The organism is Streptomyces prunicolor NBRC 13075, from assembly GCF_000367365.1.
GTDB classification, from domain to species: Bacteria; Actinomycetota; Actinomycetes; order Streptomycetales; family Streptomycetaceae; genus Streptomyces; species Streptomyces prunicolor.
This window is the reverse complement of sequence record NZ_BARF01000092.1, coordinates 47,176-69,918: the sequence shown is the minus strand read 5'-3', so window position 1 is coordinate 69,918 and position 22,743 is coordinate 47,176. Positions and strand designations below refer to the sequence as shown.

Below are 22,743 nucleotides of genomic sequence, written 5' to 3'. Positions count from 1 at the left end.
TCCACACCCGCACATGAATACCCAGAGCACCCGACACATCACTGAGTGTGCCGCTTGGGTGGCTCGGCCAACGGAAGGAGGGCGTAGCAGCGTGACCGAAATGCCCAGTGCACTTCATCAACTGGTGGGAACGGTGACCGATACCTACGCGGTGGTCGCCGAGCACCCCGGACCCGGCGGCATGAGGCCGTCGGTTTGGGAGGTCTGCGCGTCTGGCCGCCAGCGGTGGTTCGTCAAGCAGCACGCCGGGCCAAGGCTGCACCGGCGTGAGGTCGACGCCTACCAGAAGTGGACGATCGCTCTCGGCCCAGGTCGGACGCCCGACCTGGTCGTCGCCGAGGCCGCCACACAGACGATCCTGGTCACCGCTGTGCCCGGCCACAGTCTCAACTCCCTCCGGCTGCCGGCCGATCAGGAGCGCAAGGCCTACGAGCAGGCGGGCGAACTGCTCGCCCGCCATCACTCGGCGGCCGGCGGCGGGCCCACCGCAGACACGGCCGAGGACGCGTGGGAGCAGACGGTGTCGAAGGTCCTGGCATCTGCCGCTGCCTACGTGCCCGAGCCCGAACTCTCGACAGCCCGAGCCCTCTTGAGCGAGCCGCCGCCACGGCTACCGCAAGTCGCCGGGCACGGCGACTACATGCCGAAGAACTGGATGTGGGACGAGTCCGAACAGCTCCTGAGGGTCATCGACTTCGAACGCGCCGAACTCCAGCCCGCACCACGCCGAGACCTCAGCCGCCTGCGCTACCGGATTCTGCATCACAACCCAGAACTCAACGCCGCGTTCCACAACGGATACGGCCGCACCCTCACCGAAGACGAAGTGGTGGCGTGCCGGGCGTACGGGGCCCTGGACGCTGTCGACGCCCTGGCCTGGGGGCTGCGGCATCACGACATCGGCCTGGTCGACGAAGCCCACACGATGCTGGACAACCTGCGCCTGGAAAGCCGCAACCGCCTGTGGGGCGGGTGGGCTTCGTGAACGCCTCCTCCGGAGCCACCTCGGACCACCACCGTTTCCTCCCCGGCATCGCCGAGGAACGGGCGCGCACGGAAGACCCTGCGCTAACCGTCCCTACGAGACGCAGTCCTTCGGCGCACGGAGGCCGATGATGCAGATGGACGAAGCAGGGCGGGACGCGGCATTGACCGCGGATGTGCTGGAGGACCGGTACGGGCTCATTGCCGACGTCGTCGTACCGGTGCACATGGGCACGGACACGATCAACCGGCGAGTCCTGACCGACGACGGGTTACGGCTGTTCGTCAAGCAGTACCCGTCGACGGCCGACCTGGACGCCGCGCGCAACGCGTGGGACATGTCGGAATACTGCCGGGCTGCGAATCTCCCCGTTCCGCGCGTGTGGCCCGACGCCGACGACAACTTGGTCACCATCGCGGAAGGCAGCGCGTGGGCCGTGGTCGACGAGGCTCCCGGCCGGGTGACCACGTCGGCCATGACGGTCCCCTTGGCCGAGCACATCGGCGTCGTCATGGGGCGTATGCACCGTGTACTCGCCGCGTACCCGCTACCCAACCGCGTACAGCAGGCTCGCTGGAGGACCGAGCCCGTCGAGGGTGCCGCAGCGAAGTGCGACACCGTGATGGCCAAGGCCGCGCGCGACGGCCACGACGATCTCGACCAACTTCGTGCGGACCTCGACCAGCGGCGTACGGACTTGCTCATCCACGCCGCCGTGCTGCGCCGACAGTTGCCCACGACGCTGGTGGAACAGGCGCTGCATGCGGATCTCACCCGCACCAACCTGATCACCCTCTTCAATGCCGTCACCGGCATCATCGACTTCCGCTGCGCCAGCGCGCTGCCGGCCTGGGAACTGGGGCGAGCGGCGTTCGACCCGCGCACCGTCGCCACCAGCACCGAGTGGAAAGCCTGCGCCTTGGCCATGGTCAGGGCCTACTGCTCCGAGCACCCCAGCCTCCCGATACAGGAGGTCCGAGCCTGCGCCCGGATCGCGCTGCTCTACATGCTCTTCAGCTTCTACGGCGCCACCACCGCCGAGTACAACCTGCCCCAAGACGCTGAGCTCGATCTGCAGCGGCACTGGAGCGAGCGTCAAACCGCCATCCGCCGTCTGCTCGGTGACCTTGAAGGCATCGAAGACGAACTCACCGCCTTCGGAGCGGGCGGAGACAGCTCATGACCATCCCGCAGCTATCAACTGCACCGCACTCCAAGGGCGTTGAGCAACGGCGTCAACCGTATTCGGCATACAGGGGGACACCTTGGCGTATCGAACAGTGATCGGCTTGTACCTGGTCATCATCCACAAACAGCCAGTGCTGGGCTTCCCTACGACCTTTGCCGGGAACCGTGTATCTGCGGAGGGCTGGAGCTGATGACAACCATCCCGAAGCCCTCTGGCACAACCCCGCCCACTGGTGAGGCGGAGATGCCGGACGAGGAACTGAAGTTTGTCATCCCCGGCGACCGCCGCATCGAAGCCGCCAACGCGATCACCACCCGCGCGATGGCCCGACGCCTGCCCCAACTGATCCGCCGATCCCTCGCACTGGGATGGCAGGTCGACCGTGCCGCGGTCATCGCCCTGCTCGGCGTCCAGCTCCTCTCGGGGGTGTTGGAGGCGTTCGGGCTGATGGCCACCACCGGCGTGATCAAGCCGCTGATCGCCTCCCAGCACATCAGCGGCGACCAGATCCGCTCCGCCGTACCGTCCCTTATGGTCCTGTCGGGGGCCATCGGTCTGCGTGCCCTGCTCGGCATCGTCTCCACGGCGCTGTCTGCCCGGCTCGCCCCGCGTATTGCCCGCGAGGCCGAACTCGAACTCCTCGACGCGGCGACCAAGGCGGAACTTGCCGCGTACGACAACCCCGGATACAACGACCGGTGGGACGCTGCCGACCGGGGTGTAGAGGTCTCCAGGGACCTTCTCACTCAAGCCCAGTACATCCTTGCCGCATCGGCATCGCTGGTCGCCTCGGCGTTCGTCTTGACCGCTGTGCATCCCATCCTCCTGCCGCTGCTTGTTCTGGCCGCCCTACCGAAAGGCCTGGCCAGCGTGCGAGCAGCACGCCTCAGCTACATCGCCTCGCTCGCCACGTCGAAGGACCGGCGGCTCCTGGGCATGCTGCGCTGGTACCTGGTCGACAAGCAGACCGCCGACCAGGTCCGCTCCGGCACCATGGCACCCTTCCTGCTCGACAAGTACCGCACGGCCGGGGCACGGATCGACACGACGACCGATCAGGCCACTTGGCACTCCGCCAAGATCTCCCTGGTGGGTGGGGTGGCAGGAGGTCTTGCCCACGCGGTGGTGTGGGTGGCACTAGCGCTGCTGGTATCCGCCGGGCAGATCTCGGTCGCCGCCCTCGGCACGGCGTTTCTCGCTCTGGGCCGCGTCAGCGCGGGACTGGACGGGATCGTCGGCTACGGAGCCCAACTCTTCCGTACAGGTATGTACTTGGACGACTGGGCGGATTTCATCGACGAAGCCGGCGGACACCGCATCGACCGCGGTCCTCGGGTGCCGGCCGCGCCCACGGTCGTACGGGCCGAGAACATCACCTTCCAGTATCCAAGCGCTGACCATCCCGCCCTCGACGACGTCTCCTTGGAAGTCCGGCGCGGCGAAGTCGTCGCGCTGGTGGGGGAGAACGGCTCGGGCAAGACCACCCTCAGCAAGATCCTTTCGGCGCTGTATCTCCCCGATCAGGGAACCGTCACCTGGGATGGCGCCGATACCAGGGGCCTGGACGCGCATGCCACCTGGGAGCGTGTTGCCGTCGTACCGCAGTCCTACGCGAGCTGGCCTCTGTCGGCGAGGGAGAACATCACCCTCGGCCAGGCCACCGAGGACGGGGACACCGCGGTGCTCGCGGCAGCGCATGCTGCAGGCGCCGACGAGGTCGTCGACGGGCTGCGCAGCGGCTTGAACACCCTGCTCGCCAAGGAATGGTGGGGAGGGCAGGAACTGTCCGGTGGACAGTGGCAGAGAATCGCGCTCGCCCGAGCCTTCCACCGGCCGGCCGGACTGCTCGTCCTGGACGAACCGACCGCGGCCCTCGACCCGCGGGCCGAGCACCGCATCTTCACCGGGCTGCGCCGCCTCGCGACCGACCGAGCGGTCGTCCTGGTCACCCATCGGCTCACCAACGTGACCGTCGCCGACCGCATTTTCGTTCTGGACAAAGGCCGCGTCATCCAACACGGCACCCCCGACGAACTGCTGGCCCAGGAGGACGGGTTGTTCCGCGAACTGTGGGATCTCCAAAACGAGCGCACCGGCCGCGTTCCCGCGCAGGTTAGCTCCGACGAGGACGCGTCGCCGAACCAGTCCGCCTTGTTCTGAACGATTCGACACCAGCGAGAAGGCTTCCTAGATGAGCAGAGACGACGTTGCGCGAGAGAAGCGGAAGCCCCACCGGTCTGGCCCTGACGGACGACGGTCGCGATGGCAGTGACCATGCGAAGTGACGAACGACTGAACGCGGACGGGGCGAGGCACGCGTCAGGCCCGGGCAGGCCCACCATTTGGGGAGTGCCATGGCATGGAGCACGGCGTATCCGGATTTACGCCTCCACTCTGGTGCCGGGACCCTTGCAGATCTACGGATATCGGGAGGCCGTTCGCTCGTATCCGCTTGCCCGGGAATGCGGTCACGACGAAGCCGTTCTTCCGAACGGCGTACCCGTCGCGTTCGTGCTTGAGGAATCGGTGCTTCACCACCAGGTTGGCGGGCGCGACGTCATGCGCGCCCAGATCGGCCACCTATTGGGACTTCTCCGCCCGGCGACGAACCTCTCGGTGTCGCTGATTCCCCTGCACGCGGGCCGCAGGCCGGAGGAACTCCCCATGGAGCCCTTTGTGATCATCGACAGCCACCGGGTCGTCCTCCCTGTCACCCCGAAGCCGGTTGTCCTTGAACACCGTGAGCAGACCTCCCGTTACACCGCCGCATTTGCGCGGCTCTATCGGCTCGCCCTCGCCGGGACCTCAGCTTCCCAGCACCTGTTGGGGCTTCAAAACGTGCTCGCACCGACGTCTGCAGACCTGGCCGACGTCAGAGAAGGAAGTGATCTCCCATGCGCAGCAACCGTGTAATGACCGCCGCGTTGTTCACCATCGCGGGCACGGGCATTGCCCACCTCATCCTCAGCGAGCGCCGTCACCGCGACTGGACCGTCCTGGAGAGCGCACGGATACACCAGCGGCTGCTCGCCACTCAGGTCGAGCGACCTGGACTTCGCGAGATCTGGGGCAGCCTGACGCCGCTCGACCCCCGCGAGCGCCGCCTTCACGTGCACCGCAACGCATGGGTCGCGGCGTGGGAGGCGCTGCATCGCGTCGGCACCCTGTCGGCCGATGGGGTACATGACGCAGCGGGTGCCCTGTTCGCCACGCCCGAGGGCCGGGAGTGGTGGATCCGCGTACGAGAAAGGCGAGCCCATGCGGCAAGTGACGGCTGCGGTCGCCGCTTCCACCGGCTCCTGGAGGCGGCCTACCAAGCCGAAACCGGAGCGGTCCTGCCACAGCCCGGCTCGGGTACCGCTGGCTGAGGTGTTGGTGACACTGGGCGCGAGTCCCGTTCCCGGCAGCCTCCGCCCCCTGGGACGGCGCGACAACCCTTCACGTGGTGTGCCAGTTGAGAGAAGGGCGGGTGTTTGTACACCGAGGTCGGTCTCGAACCGTCCGGTGAGTGCCCGCCCGCAGCAGTTTCCACGGCTACTTCTTCGGCCGGGACACCGTCCGCCCCTGCGTCGGTGAGGTTCAACACCACCTGCAGTAAGCCGAGTTGGCCGACCATCGAACCCCCCTGACCTCGGTTACTGGGCCTGACGAACACGGTTGGCACGGCCCGCCCCTGGACTGTCGTGCCACCCACCTTGCCGCCCTGTCCCGTGCCCGCCGCTGCTGATCTAGAACGAGGAGGACCACATGACGCCCAACGTGCTCGTGGCCGCGTCCTGGAACATCCAGAAGAACGGCCGCGCTCCGGTCGACGGCAGGAACCACTCTCCCAGCCCGGTTGAGATCCTCGCGCGGTACAAACCGCACATCGTCTTCCGCCAGGAACTGTCAGGAGCGGGCGCCGACGGCAAACGCGCCCTGTACGCGGAAGCACACGCGCTCGGCGGCCTGATCCCATTCATGGGCGAGGAGCGCGAGGGCCGCAGTAAAAACCCCACCGGGGTGATGGTCGACCCACGCCTCTTCGACATCGTGGCCCACACCAACGACGATCTGGGCTGGAAACAAATCTGCCACGTGCAGGTCCGCCGCAAAGGTCGCCCCAGAACCCTGCATCTCGGCTCGGCCCACCTGTGCCACTTCGACCCCGACCAGAAGGCCACCGAGGCCCGCCGGCTCACCACCTACGCCGACCATGGCCACACCGTCCTGATCGGAATGGACGGCAACAGCTTCGTCCGCCGCCGCGCCGAGATCAGCAAGAAGCTTAGACGGCGACAGGTCAAGGACCGCATCCACTATCAGCACCGCACCATCGAGCGGTTCGGCCTGCGCGTCTGGGACACGCGACCGAGCGAGATCCTCACAGGCGGCCGACAGCCGGTCTTCACCGACCTCGCCCGCCACGCCGCCACCGTCCGGGGCCAGAGCCAGGCCCTGGCCCCGACCGCCAGCCTCCAGCGAACCGATCAAGGTCCCCCGCAGCGCATCGACTGGCAACTCAGCACCCCTGACCTGGCGTCGGCCCTGCTCGGCTTCGAGGTCATCGACACCCCCGACATACGGCGGTGGACCGACCATGCTCTCACCATCACCCGCTGGGACCTCGACCAAGTCGACCGCCTGATGAGCATCCCCAACTGACTGGAGCCTGCACGCTGACGTCTCGCATTGGTTACGGAGCCTGAGGCGGCGCTTCGACCCGCTGCCCCCGATCGCCTTCGCCGCCTGACACAGGACCATCCACTGCCCCGCCCTCCCTACATTCTTCGCCAGAAGGAGCAGTCGAGTCCGTGCCCGACACCCGTCAACTCCCAACCGAGCAAACGCCGTTCATACCTCTGCAGTCGACGCTGGCGCGGGCCGTACGCAGGGAGCGCAGAGCGGCGGCCCGCAAAGGCACCATCCTGCGGCAGTAACTCCACCGGAACCCGACTCGCCCACGCCCCGAGGACCGGAGCACCGACGGCGCAGTGGCGCTGGAAGACGGCTACCCGATCACACATCCACCACCTGCTTCCTGACCGCCTGCCCGTGTCAACTCGCCGTCTCTGAAAGGACTTCGCGTTGCTGAAGATAGGCAACTACAACGCCTACAAACTCTGCCTCGACGCCCGCGGCAGTACCGCCTGGCTCGCCCGTGTCAAGGCCGTTCAGGAACTCGCCCCCGACATCCTCGGCCTCCAGGAGGTCGTGGTCGACGAGGCCGCAATACCTTGCTCCCAGTGGGATGCCATCGCAGCCCAGACCATCACCGCCTTCGCCGAGGACTGCGGCCTGACCGCCGCCGTCCCCGCCACCCCCGGCCGGTGGCACGGAATGGCGATGGCCGCCAACGCCCACCGGGCCTGGTACACAGCCGCACTGTGGAACCCCAACACGGCGGCCATCGTCCCCGACACCTACCGCCCCTTGGGCAGCCCCGACTTCTGGCACGGGCTGACCACGGCCGCCTTCGACATCGGCGCCCCCGAACCCCTCACCGCGGTCTCGTACCACGGGCACCCCGGCAGCCCCCTCTACCGCACGGAGGAGGCACGGCGCATCAAGATGATCCTGCGCCGCACCGGCGGCGTGAAGCCCGCCGTCGCCGTTGGTGACTTCAACGCCCTGTCCGCCGCCCAAGTACCGTGCCCCGACGGGACATTGGGCTACTACGACGCCGAGGTCTACGCGGACCAGAGGCACGACGATCTCGAATACCAGGTGCAGGACGGCACGATCGGTGGCACCCAGCTCGCGGACCGGCGTCAGACCGAAATGCTGCTGCGCAATGGCTATATGGTCGACGCGGCTGCCCATCTGGGCGCTCCGTGGCAGGCGACGGTCGGTCACTGGGCGGACGGACAGGGCGATCCCGATCCCTGGGGCGAGCGCAGGATCGACCTGATCCTCGTATCCCGCCCGGTCGCGCCCGCCCTGACGGCGTACGGCGTGCTGGACAGCGCGGCGGCGCTGGCCGGATCCGACCACCGGATCGTCTGGACCACCCTCGACCCGGCCCTGATCACTGCGCCGGAGGCCCGCCGATGAGACGGTTCATGAGCGAGCAGCGGCTGTGGGCCCCCGAGGGCGCCTCCGAAGAGGGCCAGGTCCGGCCACACGTACTGTGGCTGCCGCACGACCAGCCCGACGTGCTGGCTTACCTCGCCCGTGTCCGCGAGATCCTGACCCCGTACGCGGACATCATTACCCCGGTCGCCGAATGCGACGCGCACATGACGGCCGAGAAGCTGGCACCGCACGACAGGGACGGCGGGCGCGTCGACGAGGAACGCCTACTGCGGGCCGCGCCGTTCATCCAGGAATGCCTCGCGGGCTTGGTGCCGTTCGGGATCGAGATCGGCCCGCCGCGGGCTTCCGCGTCTGCCGCCGTCATGGATGTCTGGCCGGAGACTGTACTGCACGAGTTCTACCTGTGCCTGCGCGCCGGATGCAGCGACGCCGGCTTGACGATGGCGCCCGTCGCCGAGTGGTTTTGGGGTCACATCTCCGGTGGGTACGGTCTGCTGGACACCAACACGCCCACGCTGGCGGAGCGTTCGGACCGGCTCGCCTCCGAGCTGGGCCGGGGCCTGCGACCGGGCAGCCGCGTGTCGGCGTCCATCTCGTCGGTGTGGCTCGTGCTGGAGCACCAGGACGTGGTCAACAACCAGTACACGTTCCGCCGCGTGCGTGAGATCCACCTCGGCCGCACGGAACGAGTCGCGGCGTGAAACCGTTCGTCCCCGTCTACCGGGGCAAACCATGGGTGTCCGGCGTCTCCGTACCTCACCTGTACATCCGGCCAGACGCGGCCGTGGACACGGACCTCTTCGCACTGATCGCCGCATGCAGGCCGGTGCTGGGCGAGTATCCGATCTGGTGCCCGTCGGACGACCTCGTGCACATCACCGTCGAGATGAACGCGGCAGCATCGAGCGAGGAGATCACCGATGCCCAGCGCTCCGCCCTCATCGCCGAATTGGCGGCCAGGTTCGCCGACTTCAGTCCCTTCACCGTGCTATGCGGGTCCCCGCTCGCCAACCGCACCGGCGCCATCCTCGACACCTACCCCGACCACCATCTCACCGCCGTGCGGAACTTGTGCCGGGCCGCGCTGTGGACGGTGCACGACACGCCGGCGATCGCTCACGGGGGCGGAAGAGGCCACATGGCCCTCGGCTACGCCCACCGCGCCGCCGACTCCGATCCGCTCCAGAGCGCCCTTCGGACGATCACGCCCAGCCACGCCACCCTGAAGGTCTCCCGCCTCTACGTCCTCGACGTGCGCTGGACCGCCCACTCCACACCGGACGGCGACAGCCGGTGGGAGATGTCATGGGAGGAGGTCGCCGTCATCCCCCTGGGCGGTAAGACCAGCACCTAGCCGCCCTGCGTCGCACTCTCCGTCAGGTGGCTGCCCCGGCCGGAAGCCCGACCCGGCCGGCTCCGCGACTTCAGCATCTGCATCGCCGACGGGCCCATGAGCCTGGCCGACTCGCGCGATCGGAGTGAACCAGCGACCGGTCCGGCACTGTTGCCGTGCTCCGCCTTGCCGCCCATGACCCGGTTCTACCGGCACCCGACGCGCACAGTCCGGCCGAGCGCACAAAGCGCTGACCCAGCAGGTCACTTGTCCACAGTCCGCCGGTGTTCGGCCTCACCTCCGCCGAAGTGTCCGGGCAGCGGCTCATCACGGAGGACGGACTGATGGTCACCGACCACGTCCCCTGGGCATCAGGGATGGACAAAACGCCGTGGGGCCACTGGACTTGCGCAGCGTGGGGAAGATAGGAGAAGTGCATCCGCCGAACCGGGCGGGTGATTCATGGCAGCAGGAGAGGGGCCGGGCGTGATCGACGTGCCGACGGACGAGGCTGTGGCCGCGGGTCATGTGGAGACGCAGGTGGAGACCGGTGCGGACTCGGTCGTACGGGTCCGTGTGGACTGGCACGCGCCGGCAGGAGGACATCCGCCGAAGACGGAAGGGACTTTGCATCTGCTGGCCCCAGCCGGCCGGTCACTGATCGGTCCGGAGCCGGTCGTCCAGAGCGCTTCCGTCGTCGTTGCTGACGCCCGCCATCACCGCAGTGTTGATGCCGCTCAGGAGGAACTGCGGGCGAGGGTGCGGTCGCTTCCCGGCGCCCTGGTCGTGGCCGCGGTAACCAGCAATCGCTCGGCGCTGGTGTGGGTGCGTGTCCAGCCACCCGCGGTGTGGGAACCGGCCGGCTATACGGTCACGGTCCGCAGCGACGAACCAGGGCCGGTGGGCCTGTACCCGTCGGTGATCTACGGCTGGATCCGCTGGTGGGCCGACCAGCAGACCGGCTTTCCGGAGGGCTTCCCCTTCGGCCTGCTGCTGCCCCGGCCGCCGGGCCGTATCGACGCCACCGTGCTCTCCGACACTTACCGACTCACCATCACTCCGGCCGACGCGTTCATCTCCAGCACGTACACCGACCCGCACGACCCCACGGAGTGGCGCTGACCCCCTGACGCTGCACGCCCGTTCACCGGGGTCCTCCTCTTCTTCTAAGGCGTCGGCGCCCCTGCCCGGAGCCCGCGGTTGAGCCATTCCAGAGCGGGCGCCAGCTCGATGCGGAAGTCGGGTGTGTCCATCGACGGCAGATCCACCGTCACCCAGTTCTCCTTGGGCGACGTCAGGGAGACGATCAGGTGGCTGAGTGGTCCGCCGTCATCGGGGAAGCGCTCGGCGAACAGTGCGAGCGCGGCGTCCACCGCTTTCCTCGTGTGGAAAAGCTCGCCATCCCGCGTGAATCCACCCACGTCCGGCGTGTACACATGCACATACGGTGCGAGAACAGCCAGCAGCGCCGGATCGTCCAACTGCTCATCACGGTCCACTGCGAACAAGAGCAGTGCCAGGCTCTGAAGGGCGTGTACGCGTCGGTACTCCCACCCCTTGATCCTCACCCACTCGGGCTCGACGAGCCGCGCGGCCCGGGCAACAGTGACATCCCATCCGGGCTCGTCCTGACCGGCGGCAGAGACCTGTTCCACCGCTGTGCGCAGACTCGGTTCCATAGGCAGCACGGTATCGAGTCGACGGCCGCCTCAACAGGTTGACCAGCAGATCCCGCATGCGCCAGACGTTCTACTTGCGCCGGCGGACCAGAAATCCGGGGTGCCGCCCGCCCTCCGGGGCGTCGGCACCGACGGCGGTGCCTGCACACCGGCCGGTGGGAGCCGGTGGCCTCCGCGTCCTGCGAGACGCTGGCGAGCGTCGGGTCACTTCGCCGCAGAGCTTGGAGCGAGCCAGGGGACCTGCGCCAGCTCCCTCTCTTTGGACCGGCACATCCGGAGCAGCTCCTCGTCCCGGAGTTCTTCGGCCACGTCAGCGACCAGGGTGAGCGCCGAGCCGTAGAGCCGGTAGCGGGCGTGGCGGGCGGCGTACTGCGCAGCGTTGAGTGCCGCGGCCAGGGCCGGGCCGTCGTGTCCGAGCGCGTGGTGGGCCGCAGCGCGGGCCAGGTCGGCGTCCGCGCCGGACTGAGCCGGGCTCCGGGTCAGCAGGGCCAGCGCCTCCTCGGCCCGCCCGGCCGCGACTAGGGCGTGCCCGAGCCGGGCGGAGACCATACCGGTGCCGGCGCGGTAGCTGGCCTGGGTATAGCAGTGCAGGGCCTGCTGCCAGGCCGGGATCGGGTCTCGGCCCTGGTCCTCCTCCACCTCGGCGCGGGTCTGCCAGATCAGCCCGCGCAGCCGGTCGTTGCTGACCAGGTCCAGCATCTCCTGGGCTCTGTTGATCTCTTTGCCGGCCCGCTCGGGATGGTCCGTGCCGCACAGGAGCTCCAGACGTGCGAGCCGGGTGCGGAGTTCGGCCTGCGCGTCGATCGCGCCGTCCCACAAGGCCGCCTCGACCCCGAGGGTGTGGCTGTCGCGCCAGTAGGAGTCGTGCACTCGGACGTCGTACAGGGGGCCCAGGGCCATGGCCAGCCGCCACACCTCCCGGTGCCACTGGTCATAGGTGATCATCTGCATGATTGTGGTCACGGTGTGCTGCTCGGCGTCCAGCACGTCCAGGGACGCCCGGCGTGCCGTGTCGTCGGCATCGGGTGAGGTGCAAGTGGCGGCGGCCTTTTCGACCATCGTCAGGCAGGCATCGGTCAGCTGCCGTCGCACTCGCCGCCGTTCGTCCGGCGTTTCGGTACGGGCCCGGTCCTTCGTGTGGGCGCGGGCGCTGTCGCGCAGCCGGAACCGGCCCGGCGAGCCGGCCGGCACCAGGAGCCCGGCCGCCGTCAGTTGTGTCATAGCCTTCTCGGAGCCGACGCCGAGCAGCAAGCGGGCCAGGGCAGGGCCGATGGTGGGCGCGGGCAGGTGCCCCAGCAGCCGGTACAAGGCGCGGGCCGGCTCGGAAAGCTGCTGAACGAGCGTGTCCATGTCCTCGTCCGCGCTCGGCGGGCTCTCCAACAAGACATGAACGATGTCGGCGTGCAGGCTCAGCCCGTCCAGCCGCCAGCGGCTGCCCACCAGCAACAGGCCCGGCGCGCACGCCGCGACGACGGCTTCGGGCGCACGCAGCACCCCGTCGACCACAATGACGATCCGGCGCTGCTGGGCGATCTGCTGCAACGCGCGGAAACGGTCGCCGAACTGGGGCGGGATGAATTCCTCTACCACTCCCAGGTCGCGCAGGAGACAGGCCAGCATCACGGAGGGGTCCCCGGCTCCGTCCCGGCGGACGTCGTCCATGTCGAAGTATGTGGACGCTTTCGTATTTCCCCAGGGGAAAGTTCGCGTAATTCCCCACCCTCTCGTCTCGTCGGTGTCATTTGACTGAGGGTTTGCCGGGCTTGCTGGTGGGGTTCTTGGGCCGCTTGTTCGGGCGGTAGCTGGGGCCGTTCATGATGACTTGGTGGCTGGTGTTGATCAGCCGGTCCAGGAGGGACTCGGCGACGACGGGGTTGGGGAAGAGCGGATACCAGTCGCTGGGCGCCCGGTTGCTGGTGATGATCAGGGACCGGCCCTGCCGCTCGGAGACGAGTTCGTAGAGGTCGTCGGCTTGGGCCGCGCCGAGCTGGCGCATCGCGAAGTCGTCGAGGATGAGCACGTCGGGACGTACCAACTCACGCAGGCGTTTGTCCCAGGTGCGGTCCGCGTGCCCGCCGGCCAACTCCGCCAGGATCCGGCTGGTCTTGGCGAAGCGGACGTGGGCGCCCTGGCGGACCGCGAGGTGTCCGAGGGCCTGGGCGACGTGCGTCTTGCCGACCCCGACGGGACCGAACAAAATGACCGACTCGCCCGCATGCAGCCAGCGAAGGGCGCCGAGGTCGCGGATCTGGGCTGCGGGCAGCTTCGAGGAGGCGGTGAAATCGAACTCCTCTAGGGTGACCTGCTGCTCGAACTTCGCCCGGTGCAGGCGCCGTTGGAAGGCGACGGTCTCGCGGCGGGTGATCTCGTCCTGGCAGAGGACCTGCAGGAAGTCGAGGTGGCCGAGCTCGCCGCCGTGGGCCTGGGCGAGGCGGGCGTCAAGGGTTTCCAGCATCCCCGAGAGCCGCAGCGACTTCAGCGACTCGCGCAGGGCGGTGTCCATCACGCTCATCAGATGCTTCCCTCAGCTTCGCCGTGGACCTGGTCGTCGCGGAGCTCGTCCGCCGTGTCGGAGGGTGTCGCGGAGGCGAACAGCCGCTTCGGTCCGTGGAGGAAGGCCGCGGCTCCCGCATCTCCGCTGGTCTCGGGCTCGGGATCGGTCTCGGTGCCGGCGATCAGGATGCCCTTGACAGTGCGGTAGGACGGGTCGCCGACCGCGATCGCCCTCGCGCAGGCGGCCTCCAGGCGCGTCTCGCCGTACTTCTTCCGCAGTCCGAGGACTCCCTGGGCGGCGCGGAGCCGGTAGAGCGCGTTGACTTCCAGCAGCTGGTCGATGACCTCGCGGCAGGCGTCGCCGATCTCGGACGCCTGAGTGCGGCACCAGATCGGCGTCTTCATCTGGAAGGCGATCTTCTCCGGCGGGTAGTCGCTCCTGTCAGTGCGTTTGCCCTGCTCAAGTGCCGCGTGAGTCTTGACCAGTTCACCGTCGAGGAAGATCTGGACCATCGTGGCGGTCAAGCGGACGTCGACCCGGCGGCCGATCAGTTTCCAGGGCACCGAGTAGAGGGTGCGGCCGACCTTGATGTGGATGTCCGGGCCGACCGTCGCGGTCGACCAGCGGGCCAGCACGAACGGCGTGGGCGGCAGCGGCAGCAGCGTCTCCGCCTCCAGGGCCCCGAAGACCGCCATCGGGGCGGCTCCGCCCAGCGGCCGACAGGGCCGCTGGCCTGCGACGTTCTGGGCCCAGGTGACGGCCTCGGTCTGCATGTGCTCGATCGAGGTGAACTCCCGCCCGCGCCAGAACGAGTCCCGGATATAGGGCATGGGCCGTTCCACTCTGGGCTTGTCTTTTGGCTTCAGAGCGCGAGCCGGATCCACCAACGCCCCGTAGTGGGTGGCGAGTTCGGCGTAAGCCTTGTTGATTTTCGGGTCGTAGAGGTCGGGCTTGTCGACGCCGGTCTTCAGGTTGTCCGGCACCAGCCGGCGCGGGACCCCGCCGAAGTAGCGGAAGGCCGCGACGTGCGCTTCCGTCCAGGCGTGCTGGTGGAGGTTGAGGACGGGGCGGACGAACATGTGCCGCGAGCACGGCAGCACCATCACGAATGCCCAGATCCGGTGCCGTTTGCCGGTGCGCGGGTTGATCCACTGTCCCAGGAAGCCGTAGTCGATCTGGGCCTCCTCGCCCGGCTCGATGTCCTCGCGCAGGACGGTGACCTGCGACCTCTTCACTTCGTCGGGCAGTGTGGCGTGCACCCAGCGGCGGAACGCAGAGATCGACACCTGAAGCTTGTGTTCGTCCCGCAGCCGCTGGTGGATCGTGGTGACCGTCACCGTCCCCAGCAGGCTCTCGATGTAGTCACGGTGCTGGTCGATGTCCGCCCAAGTGATCTGCCTCAGACGGGAGTTGGCCAGTTCCGGGAACCAGTCCTTGAACAGTCCGGCCCAGTCGGCCTCGCTCATCGGAGGGCCGCCCGGAGTGATTCCGGCCGCCTCCGCCGGCGCCAGATACTTCCTGACCGTCTTGCGGTCCACGCCCAGCGACGCGGCCAGCGCGCTCTTCGAGCGGCCCGCGTACCAGTGGACGTAGATCTCGGTGACATCGACCACGACGAACGTTCTCCTCGCCATCCGGGCTGCCCATCGGCCTTCCCAACCACAGGTCGAGGGCCGCTCACGCGAACTCCGCGATGACCAGGTCCCTCGATCCCGAACTCCGCCGTACCCATGGCCAATTAGGAGAATTCAGGATGAGGAATAACAAAGTGCTCAAACCACTCAAGCTGGGGAAAAACGCGATCGCCGACACGAAGTACAGCTGCCCGCCAGGGAATTGGGCGGCGTTGCGGTACACCCAATCGGCCAACAGCGCGCGCCGGGCTTCCCGGTCGGCCATCTGCACCGCCACGACCGAGGCCCCGGCAGCGGCTTTCTCCAGCGCGGCGAGGTGCTCGACCGGCACGGCGGCTGCCGCGTCGTGCCCGATCTGCCGGGGAATCACAACGGGGGGCGCCGGCAGCGTGATTCCTGCCAGCAGCGTCCGCGCGGCGTCGCTCCCCGCCGGGTTCGGCACGCTTCCTCCTCGGTCTCAGTCACCCGCCCTGGTGCTTCCCGCATCCTGCCATCGAAGCCTTGGCACGTATGACCGGCGCTTTCAGGCGGTGGGGGCGGGGTGGTGTGATGCGACTAGCGCCATGTGTTGGGCGTGAACCACGTATGGGGCGTGAAGTCCCTCAGCTGGACAGGGAAGCAGCGGTCCTTGACCACCAGGTCGAGGCGCGCGGGAGGCTGCGGCACTTCCCGGTTCTCGATCTCCGGCCCGCTCAGCCGGAGTGCGCGCCGGTACGACCAGGAGGCCCAGGTGTGGAGCAGGGCCGGAAACAGTTCCACCGGCGCGTCGGGGTCCGGGCAGGTCATGGTCAGCAGCATGCCGTCGTGGCTCTCGGTGAACCATCGCATCCTGGGCCGCTGGTCCCACGGCATCCGGGGCCGCAGCCCCGCCCGGCACGTGTGACGATCCACGATCGCTACCGCCACGCACGCGCTGTCCGCGGACAGCGTGCAGAAGAGCCGGTCCACGACCATGTCCGGCACCTCGTCGGTTCCGCCCCGGGATGCCACCGCTGCCGACGTCATGACCCCACGCCTGAACATGTCCTGGTGCCACGGGTCTTCCTGCGCACTCGGTTCGAAGGCGACCAGGAAGTTGTTGAACAGCTCCGGGTCCGGCTCCGGCAGGGACCGCGGGTCATGACGGCTCAGATCGACTGCCGGCACACCATCGGAATCCCGGCCGCCGACAAGCCGCGCCTCGACCCGGACCACGGCCGTCCCCGTCCAGCCGTCTGCCCCTGGCGTCTGCTGCTGCATCCCAAGCACTCCGCCCCACCTACTCCACAACGTTGAAGTCCTGCTGGAGTATTAGCGTTTGCGCCGCGGCTTCCGCTTCGGCTGGTTTCGTTTGCCTACCGGTCGCACCGTTGGTTTGGGTTTCTGCGTGGCTGCGGCGGCCTGCAAAACGGTGAGGAGTTTTTCTTTCAGCGTCTGGCGCTGCTCGTCCGTGGTCGCCTCGGCCGGGGTTTCCAGCAGGTGCGTTTTGAGGACGGCGAGCATGTCCCACTCCCACGGTCCCCGGCGCTTCGGGTCTGGGGGGATGAGCCCGGCGTAGTCCTCGTCGTACAGGTCGGCCAGCAGGGCGAGCGCGGCGTCGTCGCTGACCTCGTTGATCTGTTCGCGCTCCGGGGCGCCGGTCGCGGTGCTCTCCGCGCTGCGGGCCTGCCTGAGCAGCATCAGCCGGATGTTCTCCTGCGTCGCCATGCGTCCGCCGGCCCCGCTCACCAGCCATCCGGCCACTGCCGTGGCGACCACGAAGTCCACCGGCCCGACACCCTCGCCACCCTCGCCGCCGAAGTCCACCGGCTCGTGGCCGGGCGGGATGGCGTCCAGCTTGGCCAGCGCCTCATCGCGGAACTGGGCGGGCGCGAACCGCTCGACATAGTCGCGGGCGCCCTCCACCACCGGCTCGTTGGGCAGAGGGGACCGCTCCGAGATGGCGGTCATCGCGTCGCCGACGATCCGCAGGGCTTCTTGGAGGGCGAATTCGTAGCGCGGCCGGGGGTAGGGAGTGCGGCCCGGGTCGTCGTCCCAGGTGCCGATCCGCTCCACCAGGGCGGCGTAGGTGTCGGGCTGTTCGTCCATGAGCGCGATGATGCTGCGCATCGCCATGCCGCTCATCCGGCCCATCCGCTCCACGATCGGCTGCGGCAGCTGACTCATCAGATCGGTCACGACAACTCGCCTCCTCCAACAGCGTGTTCAACGACGGTATCAGCGCATGCCACACCGCCGGGTGCATCAGCAACCTGGAGATCGAACTCGTCCGTGGGCGGTCCGGAGGCGTCGGGCTCCGGACGAACCGTGCTGATTACCGCGACAGCCCGATCCGCCCAACCCGACAATGGCGATCAGGTGGTGGACCGGAGGGGAACGAGGCCGTGCATGCGCATCAGGGACAAGCGGCTCGCCGCACTGGAAATGCTCGACGCGGGCAAGCAGGCAGCCGGCCACGGCTGGGTCCTGGACGACCAGGCCTCCGCCACGGTTCAGTACGGCGTCGACCGAGTGGTGAGTGAGGGACTTGCTGAACTGGCCGACCGGGATACCCGTGCCGAACTCTCCGCGCTCACCTCGCGGCCCGTACGGTGGGCGGCGCGTCTGACCCCGCATGGGCGCGACGCTCTGCTCTACGCACGTGCGCTGCCGCTTCCCGTGCAGGACCCGGATGAACCCGCCCCCGGTGAGCAGCGCGTGCACCTGCGCCCCGCGCAGATGGACGCCCTGCGCCGATTCGTCGCCCTTGCCGCCGAACTGACCACCCCGCCCGCCGACGGACTCGCCGAACGCGTACACGCCGCGCACTTCAGCCGTACGGACAACCGCTGGCGGCTCTGCCTGACGCAGCAGCAGATCACCTCGGTCGCCTACGGCCTCTACCTGTACCGCCTCACCTGCTCCGAGGCGGAAGCCAACCGGTTCGCCCGCGAGTACCACGTCATCTACCGGCCATGCCCCGACACGGGTGAGCCCACCGCCGTGGTCCTCACCCAGGCGCCCGGCACGGCTCACGTCGCGGATCCGCGGACCACTCAGGTCTGAGGACCTTACGAACGGCGCCTGCCAGCACAGGAGTTGGCCGTCGGCGATGATGGCGAGCCCCTGGTGCCCAGGCTGATGAGCCCGGTACCGGCCCGTCCGCAGCGAAGGTCACAGCTGTCTTCACCGCTTGGGTCTCCACGGGCGGGCATCGTTCACCCGAACACCGGTGTACATCCTGCCAGTTGGGCATGCTGTCGGCTCCGAGATCGTGTCGCATCGCCTCCCTGAGGAGACGACCCGGCTGTCCCCGATCCGTGCGAGCGCGTCGCCGCCGGTCACCCTCGACTTCGTCGCGGCCGGCTTTGTCCTGCACTGGGTAGCGTCGGTCGGCGAAGTGGCTGACGCCTCTTTCTCGTAGAGCCCGGTTTGGGTTCGGTCGATGTACAACTCCCCTCCCCCTGCTCCGGAACCTGTTGAAGCGGTGCCCATACCGAGGGCCGCTGGGCGAGATGCCACGAGACCAGACCTGAGGCCCACATAAGGCACCCGTCCCATGTCGAAGGCAACCACGCCTCCCGCGACTGCTTCAGCAGCTCGTCAACATCCCTGCCACGGAGCGTACTTGCCAACCGGATCAGCTCGCCAAGCCGAGCGGCGAGTTCGGTGCTGCTCCCCCCCCCTTGGCCGGGAGCGGCGATTGGCTAGACCTCGGTCAGGATCGGTGCCACAGCGCGCTCGACGGCGTCAATGAACCGGCGGTAAGCCTTGACCTCCACCTGTCGGACCGCATGGATGAACAGATCCCCGACGTCCTCGCCGCTCGGCTGCGGTACGGCCTCGCGCTCGTCAACCATCTGCTGTGCCTCCGCCGACCGCAGAAGTGCTCTATTGATCTGCGCCCGGTCTGTAAGCGGGCCGAGGGAGGCGAACACCTTCTGCCACCACTTCGCTTCAGCCGAGGTTCGGATCTGCACCAGCAGCCCTCCATAGTTGAGCGGTGGAGCGTCAGCGTCGTCCACCGCTTGGACCGCGCACGCCGCGTGCTCGCGTGCTTCAGTGACCGCTGCGTCCCGTGCCTCGCGCAGCGCCTGCGCGACCTGTGCCTCAGTCGTCATCCCAACTCCCTGGAATCCCGGTGCCGATCTTCCAGCAAACGCTACCGGCCCAGGACAACGCAGCCACGAAGGTCGTCGTCACCGGTCACCTCGGCTGACCGCGGTCGGCCGTGCAGTTGAAGCGACTACGTACGCTCTCGGGGCCCGTGCGCCGACGAAACCACATCACACAGCCCACGTTCCCCAGCCGGCCTTCACGCACCTGACCGGCCGGGCCAGTATCGAGCCGTCAGTACTCAACGTCCCCACTCGTCGCGGCCATCAAGGTAGAGCGCACCGCCCCCAGATGGTTCCACGCAGGCCCCATCTCCTCCCACAACAAGCGCCGAGAAGGCTCCTCCTCCCAGCTGGCAGCGGTCCCGAACCGCAGTTGGGTAGCGACGTCCTCTGCCGGAGCGCCCGAATATCTGGTGCGGTAGGCGATTTCGTCAGCGGTCGGCTCCGGCAGGGCGGCCGTGCGCCAGGCGGCCAGTACCGCGTCCGCGTGCCGCACCACCGGCTGCGCGCCTTGGATGTACATGTCGACCAGCTCGGCCATGGGCGAGCCAACGGGAAGACGTTCGCGCCACTCGGGCAAGAACTCCTCCCGCAGCACGGTGACTTCGTCGGCCAGCACGGCGACATCCTCTGTATGCAGGCGCGGCGTCCACGGCTCGGTACCCCGGGGGAAACCGTGATCCTTCTCCTCCATGTTCTTCACCAGTTGGAAGAAGGCTGCGCCGCACGTGGCCTCCTCATCGGTGGGCTGCCAGTGGTAGCGGTTGAGTGAGCGGGCAATCTCGCTCAACCTGCTCTGGTCCGAGGTCTCGGTCATGGCCGCTACCGTACGAGCGGGAGGAGGGCGCCGCCAACGCCGGTCCTACTAGGTATTTTTCAACCTCGGACGTGACGAGTGTGGGCCCTCACGGTCCTACCGCCCCTTCACGACGAACAGCCGCGGCCTCCACCGCCGTCGGGCCGTAGGCCGCAGACTGACGTCCTAGGCCGCGTCGGCACAGGGACACCGCTGACCGCATCAACACCTTTGACCTCGGGCCTGCCGACAATTAGCCCGATGGCGGCCAGCCAGGTGTGCTCTGGCAGGCATTTATCGGTACACCTCGCCGGAGCCGAAGATCGAGTATTCCCCCCGCCCGTCACGCCAGTAAAGTCCCGCGCATGAGCAGCGACGGCCGATGGCACCGCAGGGACAGCCGCGTCCTCTTCACAGGTGGCCCGCATGACAGTGTCCGGCTGAAGGTAGACGATGCCACGCGCCCCGACGGTGTCACGGTGGAGTATCCGCACGTGGCCGCGCCGGACCCCGTCCGAGTCCTGGCCGTCCACCGCGGACGGGTGGCCATGGTCACCCAACACCACTACCTCCACGACACGGAGATCACCGATCTGCCTGGAGGCGCCGTTGACGACGGCGAGGAACCCGTCGACGCCGCACGCCGAGAACTCGCGGAGGAGACGGGACTTCGGGCTGCGTGGCTGTATCCGCTGGGCATGGTGGCCACCGCGCACGCCGTCGCCACAGAGAGGGCTCACCTGTTCCTCGCCCACGGCTGCACTCCGGGTCCGGTGTCACTCGATGCCGGCGAATCGCTACGAACTCAGTGGCGCCCGTGGCACGAGCTGGTGGAGCCGGACTTCATGGCGCTGCAGGCGGCGTTCCCCCATGCACTCGGTGACGCCGCATCGGATGCTGCCGTGCAGCGCACCAGTGCCCAACTGCGGGCGATCGGCGGAGGTCTCCCGACGCGAAGAGACGATCTCGCGAGGGCCGCGTGGGGGGCGTACACGGTGGCCGCCTTGCGCGATCCCATCGCGGACGACCGGCTCAGCCTGGTGTGGCTCGATCTCGCCGTGGGCCGTTACGCACAGGGCGCCGCGATTCTCGACGAACTCGAGTCCGGTCACGACGGGGACAACGCAGAGGCGTCCTGGATGCGTGCCGCCGACCAGTTCTTGGCCCTGGCCCGGACACATTGACCGGGCACGAACCGGTGAGCCTCGTGGAGTTACACCCGTTCGAGGCGAACCGCGGCCAGTTCCTCTCGTCTCACAAACGCCTCTGATGCAACCCGGTTTGGCGCCGAAGGCGCTGAAATAGCCGAGAAACAACGGGATTTCAGCGCGATAGAAAATACTCCCTGCAAGCCTAGGCCACGGCACACACCTGATCGCGCTGATCCTCCGTCACCCCTCCCTGGCGGAAAAGGTTTTAGAGCAGAGTCGGGACGGAAATAACGCCGCACAGGTGCGAGATATTCGCGCACTGTTGCCAGCCACGCCGCCTGACATTTTCCTCGACTGCCGATCCGCAGCTCCGGAATGAATCAGTCGAGGACCAAGACCGCCGAGGCCAAGACCTAGTTGCTCGATACGGCCTTTGCGGGCGTGACAACCATGAGGCGGCATGATGGAAGTTCGTCGGGTCTATTCGCGATGAACCGGATGGCGAACTCCTGGTCCCCTCGGCCCGCCAAATAGAGGCGGCGGGGTTGTTCCGATGCCGGGTGGGTGATGGCGGGCAGGTCGGGTGCGTCCCAGAGCTTGCGTGCGGTCGGGTCGGCTCGGACGGCTTCGACCACGGCCCGCATGCGCTCGTCGGTGCGCCAATCTTCGGCGTGCACGCGCAGCTGGGCCATCATGGGCTTGGCCCACTCCTCTTCCCAGTTGACGAGCTGGGTGCGCGCCTCAGGCCAGGCGAGGGCCCACTCCATGACGTTGAGGCCGTACTGCATCCACGGGAAGTACTCCAGGGCCTTGGCGTTGTAGGCCAGGACGTCCCAGCGGTAGTCATTCAGGTAGACGGCCCAGGTGCGACTCTCCTCGACGAAGGCGCGGAACGCGTCTGGCAGCAGAGCGCCGAGGTGGCTGACAGGGGCGACTGCAGGGGCATGGCCGCGGATGACGCGGTAGACGATGCCCCATTCCTCGTCGTTCAGATCGAGGATGCGCCGCACGGCCTGGAGGAACGCGTCGCTGTAGTTGGCGGGACGCCCGGCCTCCAGACTGCCGTACCAGCGACGGCTGACGCCGGCCAGGCGGGCCGTCTGTTCCTGCGTGATTCCGGAGGGTTGACCCGTCCCGAAAGCCGCTTCAAAGCCTGGTATGTCTGATATATCACGGCGCGCCCGCGCTTGCTGCAGAATGCGGGTGGCTATCGGGGTCTGCATCTCACTCTCATTCATAACGCTTACGTAACGACAGGCGCTGAGACTCAGGTCACATTGCCCGCGTATTCGCGTCCCCTTTCCCTGTTGGCCGCTCAGCGCATTGCGGCCCGCACGTAAGGGAGTTGACATCGCGCACCGTGTCCAGCATTCGGAACGCAATGGCTCTTC

Annotated in this window: 23 protein-coding genes; 13 read left to right on the top strand and 10 right to left on the bottom strand. The window is 67.9% G+C overall.

What is annotated here, in order from left to right:
• Positions 1 to 100 precede the first annotated feature (100 nt).
• The 11 genes from SPR02S_RS39060 to SPR02S_RS57320 all read left to right on the top strand — a co-directional run bounded on the left by SPR02S_RS39060 (position 101) and on the right by SPR02S_RS57320 (position 10,644).
• The gene (locus tag SPR02S_RS39060) at positions 101 to 985 is read left to right on the top strand and encodes an aminoglycoside phosphotransferase family protein (protein WP_106437105.1); all 885 of its coding nucleotides are present in this window, start codon (positions 101 to 103) and stop codon (positions 983 to 985) included.
• Between the two features lie 127 nt (positions 986 to 1,112).
• Complete coding sequence (locus SPR02S_RS39055; RefSeq protein WP_019062464.1) at positions 1,113 to 2,168, top strand: phosphotransferase enzyme family protein; 1,056 nt, start codon at positions 1,113 to 1,115, stop codon at positions 2,166 to 2,168.
• A gap of 195 nt (positions 2,169 to 2,363) precedes the next feature.
• The gene (locus tag SPR02S_RS39050) at positions 2,364 to 4,334 is read left to right on the top strand and encodes an ABC transporter ATP-binding protein (RefSeq protein WP_106437104.1); all 1,971 of its coding nucleotides are present in this window, start codon (positions 2,364 to 2,366) and stop codon (positions 4,332 to 4,334) included.
• Between the two features lie 102 nt (positions 4,335 to 4,436).
• Complete coding sequence (locus SPR02S_RS39045; RefSeq protein WP_306305751.1) at positions 4,437 to 5,087, top strand: Scr1 family TA system antitoxin-like transcriptional regulator; 651 nt, start codon at positions 4,437 to 4,439, stop codon at positions 5,085 to 5,087.
• Positions 5,069 to 5,542: a DUF6082 family protein gene (locus SPR02S_RS39040; protein WP_158697956.1), complete on the top strand. Its 474-nt coding sequence runs from the start codon at positions 5,069 to 5,071 to the stop codon at positions 5,540 to 5,542. Before SPR02S_RS39045 ends, SPR02S_RS39040 begins: the two co-directional genes overlap by 19 nt.
• A 379-nt stretch (positions 5,543 to 5,921) precedes the next feature.
• Positions 5,922 to 6,818, top strand: coding sequence for an endonuclease/exonuclease/phosphatase family protein (locus tag SPR02S_RS39030; RefSeq protein ID WP_019062459.1), 897 nt, complete (start codon positions 5,922 to 5,924; stop codon positions 6,816 to 6,818).
• 149 nt (positions 6,819 to 6,967) lie between these two features.
• Entirely contained in the window at positions 6,968 to 7,093 is a 126-nt protein-coding gene (locus SPR02S_RS65850; RefSeq protein WP_281169922.1) for a hypothetical protein, read from the top strand.
• Positions 7,094 to 7,241: 148 nt separating this feature from the next.
• Positions 7,242 to 8,207, top strand: a complete 966-nt coding sequence (locus tag SPR02S_RS39025) for an endonuclease/exonuclease/phosphatase family protein (RefSeq protein WP_019062458.1) — start codon at positions 7,242 to 7,244, stop codon at positions 8,205 to 8,207.
• Positions 8,208 to 8,215: 8 nt separating this feature from the next.
• Entirely contained in the window at positions 8,216 to 8,890 is a 675-nt protein-coding gene (locus SPR02S_RS39020) for a hypothetical protein (protein WP_019062457.1), read from the top strand.
• Positions 8,887 to 9,543 carry a hypothetical protein gene (locus tag SPR02S_RS39015; RefSeq protein WP_019062456.1) on the top strand — a complete coding sequence of 219 codons (657 nt, stop codon included), beginning with the start codon at positions 8,887 to 8,889 and terminating at the stop codon, positions 9,541 to 9,543. The genes SPR02S_RS39020 and SPR02S_RS39015 overlap by 4 nt, the downstream gene beginning before the upstream one ends.
• Positions 9,544 to 9,984: 441 nt before the next feature.
• Positions 9,985 to 10,644: a hypothetical protein gene (locus SPR02S_RS57320; RefSeq protein ID WP_158697955.1), complete on the top strand. Its 660-nt coding sequence runs from the start codon at positions 9,985 to 9,987 to the stop codon at positions 10,642 to 10,644.
• A 44-nt stretch (positions 10,645 to 10,688) separates the two neighbouring features.
• Here SPR02S_RS57320 and SPR02S_RS39005 read toward each other — a convergent pair whose 3' ends face one another.
• The 7 genes from SPR02S_RS39005 to SPR02S_RS38975 all read right to left on the bottom strand — a co-directional run bounded on the left by SPR02S_RS39005 (position 10,689) and on the right by SPR02S_RS38975 (position 17,486).
• A complete protein-coding gene (locus SPR02S_RS39005) occupies positions 10,689 to 11,201 on the bottom strand; it encodes a hypothetical protein (protein ID WP_019062454.1) in 513 nt (170 codons plus the stop codon).
• A 204-nt stretch (positions 11,202 to 11,405) separates the two neighbouring features.
• Positions 11,406 to 12,863, bottom strand: a complete 1,458-nt coding sequence (locus tag SPR02S_RS39000; RefSeq protein ID WP_019062453.1) for a hypothetical protein — start codon at positions 12,861 to 12,863, stop codon at positions 11,406 to 11,408.
• A 76-nt stretch (positions 12,864 to 12,939) separates the two neighbouring features.
• Positions 12,940 to 13,713, bottom strand: coding sequence for an IS21-like element helper ATPase IstB (gene istB, locus SPR02S_RS38995; protein WP_019062452.1), 774 nt, complete (start codon positions 13,711 to 13,713; stop codon positions 12,940 to 12,942).
• Complete coding sequence (gene istA, locus SPR02S_RS38990; protein WP_019062451.1) at positions 13,713 to 15,308, bottom strand: IS21 family transposase; 1,596 nt, start codon at positions 15,306 to 15,308, stop codon at positions 13,713 to 13,715. The genes istB and istA overlap by 1 nt, the downstream gene beginning before the upstream one ends.
• A gap of 64 nt (positions 15,309 to 15,372) precedes the next feature.
• Entirely contained in the window at positions 15,373 to 15,771 is a 399-nt protein-coding gene (locus SPR02S_RS38985) for a hypothetical protein (RefSeq protein WP_019062450.1), read from the bottom strand.
• Between the two features lie 113 nt (positions 15,772 to 15,884).
• The gene (locus SPR02S_RS38980; RefSeq protein WP_019062449.1) at positions 15,885 to 16,568 is read right to left on the bottom strand and encodes a hypothetical protein; all 684 of its coding nucleotides are present in this window, start codon (positions 16,566 to 16,568) and stop codon (positions 15,885 to 15,887) included.
• Between the two features lie 51 nt (positions 16,569 to 16,619).
• Positions 16,620 to 17,486 (bottom strand): hypothetical protein, encoded by an 867-nt coding sequence (locus tag SPR02S_RS38975; protein WP_019062448.1) that lies wholly within the window; start codon positions 17,484 to 17,486, stop codon positions 16,620 to 16,622.
• Positions 17,487 to 17,696: 210 nt separating this feature from the next.
• On the opposite strand from SPR02S_RS38975, the gene SPR02S_RS59230 reads away from it, so the two are divergent.
• Positions 17,697 to 18,353 (top strand): DUF6417 family protein, encoded by a 657-nt coding sequence (locus tag SPR02S_RS59230; protein WP_019062447.1) that lies wholly within the window; start codon positions 17,697 to 17,699, stop codon positions 18,351 to 18,353.
• A gap of 641 nt (positions 18,354 to 18,994) precedes the next feature.
• Here the strand turns inward: SPR02S_RS59230 and SPR02S_RS38960 are convergent.
• Both SPR02S_RS38960 and SPR02S_RS38955 read right to left on the bottom strand, forming a co-directional pair.
• Positions 18,995 to 19,408 (bottom strand): hypothetical protein, encoded by a 414-nt coding sequence (locus SPR02S_RS38960; RefSeq protein WP_019062445.1) that lies wholly within the window; start codon positions 19,406 to 19,408, stop codon positions 18,995 to 18,997.
• 229 nt (positions 19,409 to 19,637) lie between these two features.
• Complete coding sequence (locus tag SPR02S_RS38955; RefSeq protein WP_019062444.1) at positions 19,638 to 20,222, bottom strand: hypothetical protein; 585 nt, start codon at positions 20,220 to 20,222, stop codon at positions 19,638 to 19,640.
• Between the two features lie 344 nt (positions 20,223 to 20,566).
• Here SPR02S_RS38955 and SPR02S_RS38950 point away from each other — a divergent pair, with 344 nt between their 5' ends.
• Complete coding sequence (locus SPR02S_RS38950) at positions 20,567 to 21,385, top strand: NUDIX domain-containing protein (protein ID WP_019062443.1); 819 nt, start codon at positions 20,567 to 20,569, stop codon at positions 21,383 to 21,385.
• A 380-nt stretch (positions 21,386 to 21,765) separates the two neighbouring features.
• Here SPR02S_RS38950 and SPR02S_RS38945 read toward each other — a convergent pair whose 3' ends face one another.
• Complete coding sequence (locus tag SPR02S_RS38945) at positions 21,766 to 22,575, bottom strand: MmyB family transcriptional regulator (protein ID WP_019062442.1); 810 nt, start codon at positions 22,573 to 22,575, stop codon at positions 21,766 to 21,768.
• Positions 22,576 to 22,743: the final 168 nt, after the last annotated feature.